We start from the raw sequence: 6,742 nt of genomic DNA, 5'->3' as shown, positions 1-6,742 counted from the left end.
CCCCACCGCGCCCGCGAGTTCGGGGCGGCGGCGCGGGCGCATGTCCTCTCGCGCCACACCCTGACCCACACGGCCGACCGCCTGGCCGAGCTGCTGCGCGAGCCCTGAGGAGGAGGGAATCGCCCCCTGCGCTCACGCCTCCGCGTGCCGCGCCGTCTTGGCCCAGCCGTGCTCGCCGCGCAGGAAATTGCGGAAGGCCAGGGGCACGCTCATCATCATGATGAGGGTGTAGACGGGCAGTCCGGCGGCGGCGAAGGCGGCCTGCCGCAGCCCCAGCCGGTTCTCGCGGCTGTACAGAAAGACCCAGGCCAGCGGCAGGATCAGGCCGGGCAGGGTCAGTGCCGCCGTGAGCGCCCAGTTCACCTCGCCGGTCAGCAGGCGGCCCACGGCGCGGGCGGGGTAGTACACCAGCAGCCCCAGCGTCAGCAGGTTGAGCCACGGCTGCGCCAGGAAGTAGGTCAGGTCCAGCCGCGCCCCCAGCGGCATCGGCGTGCGCCAGATGCGCGGCAGGTTCGGAAAACATTGCAGGTTGCCGTGGGTCCACCGCGCCCGCTGCCGCACGAAGCGCCTCACATCGGTCAGGCCCTGCTGGGTGACTCCCGACTCCAGAAAGACGAGGCGGTGCCGGGGACTGGCGAGCCGCACCTCCAGCCCGCTGGCAAAGTCCTCCAGCAGCACCGGGGGCCAGGGGTCCCGCCCCTGACCGAGCCGCCCGGCCAGGTAGGACAGCCGCATGAACTGCCCGTTGCCGCCCAGCCCCACCGTCCAGGCCCGCTGGCGCAGCAGCTGGATGTGCCGCACGATGTAGAACTCCAGGTCCTGTTGCAGCAGCAGCAGTCGCCCCAGCGCCCCGCGCCACCCCCGCGCCCCGCCCCCGCTCTGGCGCACCCGGATGCGGGCCTGCGCGGCCATCACGTCGGGGTCGGCGAAGACCCGCGCCGCCTCGTCCAGCAGTCCGGCGTCCAGCCGCCCGTCCGCGTCGAAGACGACCAGCACCTGTTCCTCCAGCGGTGCCCCGGGCAGCAGGTCCCGGCGCAGCAGCTGGGCGACCCCCCAGTTCAGCGCCTCGCCCTTGCCGGTGCGGGCCTGCGGGAGCACCCGGCGCAGCAGCAGCACGCCGGGATCGGCCTGTGCGGCGGCTTCGACCTGGGCCGCCGTGCCGTCGTCGCCGCCGTCGTCGATCACGACCAGCCGCGCGTCCGGGGCCGCCGCCCGCAGGTTCCGCAGGGTCGCCCCGATCACCGCCGCCTCGTTGAGCGCCGGGACGACGAAGGTAAAGCGGACGGGCGCCCGGCGCGGCGGGACCCGCCGGGGCTGCGCCAGCAGGGCACACAGCGAGTAGGTCAGGTACATCGTCAGCAGCACCAGCCCGATGGCCTCGATGGTTTGAAAGGCCGTGGTCATGGCCCCCCGACGCTAACGGGCCCGGCGCCGGACTGCCACCCCCGGCCCAGCTTCTGAGAAAACACTTGACCAACGCTGAAGCCAGCGGGGGTCCCTGGGGGTCAACGGGCCCCGCGCAAAAAGCCACTCACCCACTGCGGCAACTCTCCCGGGTCCATCAGGAAGGCGTCGTGGCCGTGCGGGCTGTGCAGTTCCCGGTACTCGCCGCAGGGCAGCGTCTCAGCGTAAGCCTGCACCTCGCCGGGCGGATACAGCCGGTCGCTGGAGATGCCGACCACCAGCACGGGCACCCGGATGGACCGCACCTCCGCGTCTGTCGGCTGGAAACGGTCCATCGCCCCGGTGAGCGCGAGGTAGCTCCGTTCGTCGAAGCGGGCCGCCAGCCGCTCGCCCTGATGCTCCAGATAGGTCGTGATGTCGGCGGTGCCGGGGCGACGGGTGCCCCAGCCGGGCTGGGTGCGGGCGAAGCTCTCGGGGCTGCGGTAGCTCAGGGTGGCGACCATCCGCGCCGCCTTCAGCCCCTCGCCGCCGGGCGCCGCGCGAATGGCCGCCCGCGCCGCCGTGTTCAGCCCCACTGCCCACGGCGAGTGCCGTGCCGGGGCCGCCACGATCACCGCCCGCTCGACCAGATCGGGACATTCCAGCAGCCACGCGTAGGCCAGCATCCCGCCCATGCTCGCGCCCACCAGCGACACCCGCCGCACCCCGAGATGCTCCAGCAGCGCCCGGCCTGCCCGCGCCATGTCCCGCAGGGTGAGGGGCGGGTCCTCCCCGTTCACGCGCGGCAACTCGGCCGGACCCGTCGTCCCCGCGCAGCCCCCCAGCACGTTCGCGCACACGACGTAATCCCGCGTGGGGTCCAGCGGTCGCCCCGGCCCCAGAAAGTCCGGCCACCACTCGTGGACGGCGCTCGTGCCCGTCAGCGCGTGCAGCACGAGGACGGCGTGCTCGGAGGGCGTGCCGTGGGTGTGATAGGCGACCCGCACGTCCGACACCGCCTGCCCGCAGTCCAGCAGCAGCGGCGCGTCCCGGAAGAGGAGGGCGGTCTGACGCCCGGTCTGCTCCGGCGGGGCGGGCGGCGGGCCAGGAGGGGAGGGCCGCGCCGCCGCCGTCACGCCCCCACCAGCGCGGCGGCGAGCGCCTGCGCGAAATCCTCCTGAATGTCCCCGAGGTGCTCGATCCCCACCGACACCCGCACCAGCCCCGGCGTCACGCCCGCCGCTGTCTGGGTCACCTCATCGAGCTGCGAGTGGGTCGTGCTCGCCGGGTGAATCACCAGTGTGCGGGTGTCGCCCACGTTCGCCACATGCTGCGCCAGCCGCACCGAGCGGATAAACGCCTCGCCCGCCTCGCGGCCCCCCCGCAGCTCGAAGGTCAGCACCGCGCCCGCCCCGCGCGGCAGGTACGCCTGCGCCCGGTCGTGGTGGGGGTGGTTGGAGAGGCCGGGGTAGGTCACCCGCGCCACGTCCGGGTGGGCACTCAGCCAGGAGGCCAGCGCGAGCGCGTTCTGGGCGTGCCGCTCGGCCCGCAGGGAGAGCGTCTCCACCCCTTGCAGGAACTGCCACGCCTGTTGCGGTGCCAGGGTCGGCCCCAGGTCCCGCAACCCCTCGGTGCGGGCGCGGGTGATAAAGGCGACGTTGGGCAGCCCCAGCGCGTTGCCCGTGCCGAACGTCTCCCAGAAGTTCAGGCCGTGGTAGCCCGGGCTGGGTTCGGTGAAGAGGGGGTAGCGCCCGTTGCCCCAGTCGAAGGTCCCCCCGTCCACGATGATCCCGCCGATGCCGTTGCCGTGCCCGCCGATCCACTTGCTCGCCGAGTGCAGCACCACGTCGGCCCCGTGCCGCAGCGGCTGGCAGTAGTACCCCCCGGCTCCGAAGGTGTTGTCCACGAAGACGGCCACGCCCTGCGCGTGCGCCGCCGCCGCGATGCCCTCAAAGTCGGGGACGTTCAGCGCCGGATTGCCGATGGTCTCCAGGTAGACGGCCCGCGTGCGGTCGTCGATCAGCGCGGCGAACTCCTCCGGGCGCTCGTCCTTGCCCGTGAAGCGCACCTCGATCCCCAGCCGCCGCAGCGTCACCCGGAACTGGTTGACCGTGCCGCCGTACAGGTTGGGCGTGGAGACGATGTTGTCGCCCGCCTGCGCGACGTTCGTGATCGCCAGGAACTGCGCGGCGTGCCCGCTCGCCACCGCCAGGGCACCCACGCCGCCCTCCAGCGCCGCCACGCGTTCCTCCAGCACGGCGGTCGTGGGGTTCTGGATGCGGCTGTAGATGTTGCCGAAGGCCCGCAGCCCGAACAGGTCGGCGGCGTGCTCCGGCGACTCGAACACGTAGGAATTGGTCGCGTAGATGGGCACGGCCTGCGCCCCGGTTGCGGGGTCGGGGCGCTGCCCGGCGTGGACTTGCAGGGTGTCGAAGTGCAGGGGCTGGAGCGGGGCAGACTTGGAACTGGTCACGGCGGACCCTCCTCACAGAAAAGACAAGCGGGAAGTTGTGGGGAGCCGCGCCAGAAGCGAAGGCCCCTCTCGGGCAATCGAGAAGGGGCGGCTGGAATCGTCCGCGTGACCTTCCCTGATCGGTCCCACCGTCTCGCGGTCATCGTTGACGCGGGGTGGGCTGGCCTTGGCACCGTGACGTGATGGGGTCCGGTTGCCGCGCCGTCCGCGAGCCAGGTCTCTCGGGCGCTCTGGATAGGGATCGCTCCACGCGGGAGCTATTGGGAACCGTAGCAGGCGGGGCGGCGGCGGGTCAACGCGGTTGTCCAGGTGACTCCGCCCCCAGATGGGGGCACAGGCTCTCAAAAACCCGTTACACTTCTCATGACGACCCCCCGATTCCACTCATGGTCCGGCCCGGACCCCAGGAGGCTTATGACCCTTCGCGCCACCGCCCTGCTTCTGCTGAGCGCCTCGCTGCTCGCCTCCTGTACCACCCGGCCCCAACCGACGCCGGGCACCGACACCGAGTTCGGCCGCCTGAGCACCCTCAAGCCCGGCGAGCAGGACAGCATCCGCACCCGCCTCAAGGTCAACGTGGTCTTCGTGGGCTACCGCGAAGCGCTGCCCGGACAGGTGCAGACCGCCCAGAACGTCAACACCCGCGATTTCCAGGACACCCTGCCGAAGTCCTACGAGACCATCGCCCGTATTCCCAGCGCCTACGGCAACACCGAGTACACCGGCAACGTCTTCGACTACGACTACAACTACGTCTTCGCGGACCAGAAGTTCGAGGACGACTTTTTCGGGTACCTGACCCAGAACGCGACCGAGAAGCCGCTCACGGTGTTCCAGAAGTATTTCAACTGCCAGTTCGTGACCGAGACGGACGAGGAGACGGGCGAGGACTACCAGGTGCCCGTGGACGACTGTGAGACTCCCTCGCCCCTGATCAACCGTCCCGTCGAGGCGAACTGGGAGATCGACGCCCTGGCGACCGAGAACTGGCTGGCCGACAACGTCTCGCGGGTGGGGGCCAAGCCCGGCGAGTACACGGTGTACCTGGTGAACTGGTACAGCCGCCCCGACTTCAAGTTCCACTCCTACACCCGCGCGGACGCCGCCGACACCGACACCGGGACCAAATTCGGTGCCCGTGCCAGCCGCCGCCTGATCGCCTGGGGCGGCAGCGTGCGCCAGGGTGCGGCGCCGCAGCGGGTGTGGTTCTACGACCTGTCGGCCAACCCCGATTACTGGACCGACGGCTGGGACGTGACGAACGCGGATTCGACCGGGGACGGCCGCCCCGACTACCGCATGCCGCCCATCTGGGAATACGGCACCCGCAAGGCCAGCACCGCCTACGGGCGCAAAGTCAGCACGGACCTCGCGCAGGTGGTGCGCTACACCGCCCTGAACCTGCTGTTTACCCCCAGCCCTATCTACCGCGTCGCGCTGACGCCGCCCCGGATGCCCGAGGAGATCGAACTCGACGTGCGGGTCGAGCAGGGCGAGGGCGCCCGCGACCCCGCCACGCTGCTGAACACCGCGTTGCTCCAGAGCCGCGTGTCGGTCCTGCAGCCCTTCGCCAAGTTCAGCACCAATGTCCGGCAAACCGCACTCGATGGTGACCTCGCGGACGTCTACAACTGCTTTTTCCCCATCGAGGCCGAGGACATCTGCTCGCCCGACTACGCGGACCTCTTCGGTGAGGAACTGTTCCAGTTCGGGGTGCGTGAACTGCGCGAGAGCTACAAGACGGCGGGCGACAAGTACCTGCTGCCGATCTATGCTTTCAACGACGCCACCGACAGCCAGGGCGGCCTGCTGGGTGTGGCGTACGACGACGGCCAGACCGGGACCCAGAGCTTCGTGTACTCCTTCCTCACGCCCAGCCTGATTGATCCGGCCGGGTACGGCTTTACCGACACCACCGTGCACGAGGTCGGGCACCACCTCAGCCTGTCGCACCCGCACGACGGCTACGACAGCGAGGAGGACATCTCCTACGGCTCCAGCGGGCGCTTCCGCTTCGTGGATTCGGGCGACCAGAGTGCCACGATCATGTCCTACAACGACCTGTCGCGCACCTTCGGGCAGTTCAACCTCGACGCGCAGTACCGCTACCTGACGGCCGCGTACCTCAACAACACCAACGCGATTCTGGAAATCACCCGCCGCGCCGGGAAGGTTCAGGGCGTGCAGGGCGCGGCCCGCAACGCCGACAGCCTCTTCGCGCAGGCCCAGCGCGAGTACGCCGCCCTGAACTACTTCAGGGCCGCCGAGCTGGGCCACCAGGGCTACCGCGCCGTGCTGGACGCGGCGACCACGGCGGGCGTGCAGGTGGAGGGCTACAAGTGGTATGAGAACCTGACCGGGCTCTCGACCCAGACCGTGAAGGCCCAGCCCCGCGTCAGCAAGGACCACCTGCCCAAGAAGGGCGCGTGGATCATGCCCGAGGAAACCCCCGAGCAGCGTGCCCGCCGTCTGGCGGAGTAACACCGACACGCCGCAGCAGGGGAGCCGGGGCCTGGGAGTCCCGGCTTCCCTTGTGCTGGCCCCTTGCACTGGGCGGCACGGGGTCAGCCCCCCGTCACCCGCCGGGGCTAAGCTGGGTACATGACGCGGTCTGTGCTTATCGGCCTGACTCTTGTGGTCCTCGGTGGAGGCATGGGGGCGGCAACCTCCCCGGCGGCGGGCCGGGTGGCGGCGCCCCGCAGCGAGGTGCCCATGGGTGTTCAGACTCCCCAGCGGGTTCAGGCGGCCCTGCCCACCCTGCGACTGCTGCGCACGGTGCGTGTGCTGGCCGACCTCACTGCCCGGGGCACGTTGACCCTGGACGCCGCCGCCCGCGCCACCCTGGGGGCCGAGGCCCAGGCCCTGGCGACCGCTCCGGCCCTGGGG

5 protein-coding genes and 1 riboswitch are annotated in these 6,742 nt (G+C 70.8%); of the genes, 2 read left to right on the top strand and 3 right to left on the bottom strand.

What is annotated here, in order from left to right:
* Positions 1-132: 132 nt before the first annotated feature.
* From QOL99_RS13890 to QOL99_RS13880, 3 genes are all read right to left on the bottom strand, one after another.
* Positions 133-1,404 (bottom strand): glycosyltransferase family 2 protein, encoded by a 1,272-nt coding sequence (locus tag QOL99_RS13890; protein ID WP_285524691.1) that lies wholly within the window; start codon positions 1,402-1,404, stop codon positions 133-135.
* 101 nt (positions 1,405-1,505) lie between these two features.
* A complete protein-coding gene (locus tag QOL99_RS13885) occupies positions 1,506-2,519 on the bottom strand; it encodes a homoserine O-acetyltransferase family protein (protein ID WP_285524690.1) in 1,014 nt (337 codons plus the stop codon).
* Positions 2,516-3,856 (bottom strand): O-acetylhomoserine aminocarboxypropyltransferase/cysteine synthase family protein, encoded by a 1,341-nt coding sequence (locus tag QOL99_RS13880; protein ID WP_285524689.1) that lies wholly within the window; start codon positions 3,854-3,856, stop codon positions 2,516-2,518. The genes QOL99_RS13885 and QOL99_RS13880 overlap by 4 nt, the downstream gene beginning before the upstream one ends.
* A 139-nt stretch (positions 3,857-3,995) precedes the next feature.
* Positions 3,996-4,097, bottom strand: a riboswitch (SAM riboswitch).
* Positions 4,098-4,270: 173 nt separating this feature from the next.
* On the opposite strand from QOL99_RS13880, the gene QOL99_RS13875 reads away from it, so the two are divergent.
* Complete coding sequence (locus tag QOL99_RS13875) at positions 4,271-6,337, top strand: zinc metalloprotease (protein WP_285524688.1); 2,067 nt, start codon at positions 4,271-4,273, stop codon at positions 6,335-6,337.
* Positions 6,338-6,457: 120 nt separating this feature from the next.
* Positions 6,458-6,742: hypothetical protein (locus QOL99_RS13870; protein WP_285524686.1), on the top strand; the 285-nt coding region annotated here is incomplete at its 3' end.

Source organism: Deinococcus rhizophilus (assembly GCF_030271215.1).
GTDB classification, from domain to species: domain Bacteria; phylum Deinococcota; class Deinococci; order Deinococcales; family Deinococcaceae; genus Deinococcus; species Deinococcus rhizophilus.
The sequence above is the reverse complement of the archived record's forward strand: the minus strand, read 5'-3'. Positions and strand labels throughout refer to the sequence as shown.

Excerpts from the sequence above, each read along its gene's own strand:
- QOL99_RS13875 (WP_285524688.1), top strand. The coding sequence starts at position 4,271 with ATGACCCTTCGCGCCACCGCCCTGCTTCTGCTGAGCGCCTCGCTGCTC.
- QOL99_RS13890 (WP_285524691.1), bottom strand. The coding sequence starts at position 1,404 with ATGACCACGGCCTTTCAAACCATCGAGGCCATCGGGCTGGTGCTGCTG.